Raw genomic sequence first — 1,913 nt, 5'->3', positions numbered from 1 at the left:
GGCGCGTTGCCCGCGGGAACTTGGCGTTAAGAGATGACTTCCCGTTGCGAAGTGGCACTTCAATGCCGCTACAGTTTGTGACGACGTTGATAAATGTCGATTGGGATTTTGAAGATGGCTCCGATCCGCGGACCGCGAAACTCGCAGAGGTGGCGGAGGTTGATGGGGTAAAGCTGGTATGCACCATGAGCATCCTTAATGAATTTAATAAAAAAATGAATAACTTCGATGCTGCCGATGACAAATGGCATACTTGTTCGCTCAGGCACAAGAAGAATTAATCACCGATTCAAAGAATAAACGTCACTTACAACCACCCGGTATTATTGGTCTCGTCTTGCGCGAGCCAACAAAGCATATTAACGTTCCTCCGAACCCAGACGACAGCACTATATGCGCAGGATTACTTCATTGCTGATTCAAGCTAGACTCTCAAAAATATCATTACCACTTTGATCCGTCGCTAGGACAAGAACTAAAGTCTCATTTGTAGAGAAATAGGAAAATAGCGCAAGACGCACCTATTATTTGTCGTGGATTTCGAGCGCCAGCCCTCGAATTGGCGTTGTAGCCATTGAAAATTTCAGATCAGCGCAACATTTTATTTCTTGTAAATGTGGTTTTTGTGCGCCCATTTAGAACGTGCAATTTGCCAACACCCCGAATACTATTAAAGCGTTAAATTGTGATTTGGCACGCCATCATAAAGCGGCGGTACTCTCTACCGATAAAACGGTGAGTGGGTTATTTATTTAGCGATCAACGCAATAGAGAAAAATAGACTGCGCCAATCAGCGACTGGCTATTAGAAGTCTTATTATTCGGCTTGGGAATACCCGAAGCTTTATTTGAAGCCATGCAGTTACACAGAATTATTCGGACCCTTTTTGTCTTCTTCGAAAAAAGGTACGGAATCAATATTATGCTTTTTTTGATTGCCACTATCAAACAATTCACGTACTAAAAGTCTGTGCACTTGTGTATCCATATCGTTAGGGGCCACATGGCGCCGATTTTTCATTTTTGCTTGTTCGGCACCTGCCTCTGGTATTGCACTCAACATATGTTGACACCATGCTACAAATATATCGGGCAGCATGAAGGCTTTTACTTTGTCATCAGCAGGCCCCTGAAAAAGTTTTTTTATGAATTTTTCAAAGCGTTTATCACTAACGTCAGCAAGCCCTTCGGGCAGATACTTTTCCAGACTATCGGGCGACACCAGCTTAAAATGCTCTAGGAAGCTTTGTTTTACCGAAGTAATCAACTCAGCGTACTTTAGAAAAGCTGCGGGCGAACTAAGTATCGCATCAGCGTTACGACGCATTCCATTTATTGGGTAGTGTCCGTATTTTGTACTGCCAGCATCAAGGTAAATCTCCATATGGCTATCGGGTATTGCCAGGTGCGATAATTCATGTTGCAAGGACTCCCCCAATTGATGACGACCGCTGACTGGGGACAAAAATGCTGAGGTCGTTAAATATAGCTGGCCGCGGCGTGGCCCCCCCGTATAAGTGTAAGCTGTAACAACGTTGCCAAAAAGTGTTGCCTCCTGCGGAACACCCCTCACGTGTTCCTGTACGTTATATTTGTACTGCACCCCTTCTGGACTGACGGACGGAGAGATGACGCGTAATTTATCGACTCTGTCTGGAGCAGAATATCCCTGAAATTCTGTTAGTGTTTGTAGAATTCTTTGCTTGTAATCTGATGTCAGGCTCTCTTCCTCAACATGAAAAAAGGTAGAAGTCTGGCTCCAAAATTGTTGAGGAGCATTTTGCGACCAATCTACTAACTGCCCAGCGAGATCATGAGTGTAGGCGTAGGCATGACGAATTTCACTAGCAAATTCTGCGCCATATTTTTCTCTTATTTGAGAGAATCCTTTTGCGCGTACCTCAAACGTCCAG

Annotated in this window: 2 protein-coding genes; one reads left to right on the top strand and one right to left on the bottom strand. The window is 44.3% G+C overall.

All coding sequences use genetic code 11. The features are described from left to right. Positions 1–281: hypothetical protein (locus QN379_RS23355; protein WP_323507751.1), on the top strand; the 281-nt coding region annotated here is incomplete at its 5' end. A 581-nt stretch (positions 282–862) separates the two neighbouring features. Here the strand turns inward: QN379_RS23355 and QN379_RS23350 are convergent. Continuing rightward, positions 863–1,913: hypothetical protein (locus QN379_RS23350; protein WP_323507750.1), on the bottom strand; the 1,051-nt coding region annotated here is incomplete at its 5' end.

The sequence above is a fragment of the Glaciimonas sp. Gout2 genome (genome assembly GCF_035018905.1).
Lineage (GTDB): Bacteria > Pseudomonadota > Gammaproteobacteria > Burkholderiales > Burkholderiaceae_D > Glaciimonas.
The sequence above is the reverse complement of the archived record's forward strand: the minus strand, read 5'-3'. Positions and strand labels throughout refer to the sequence as shown.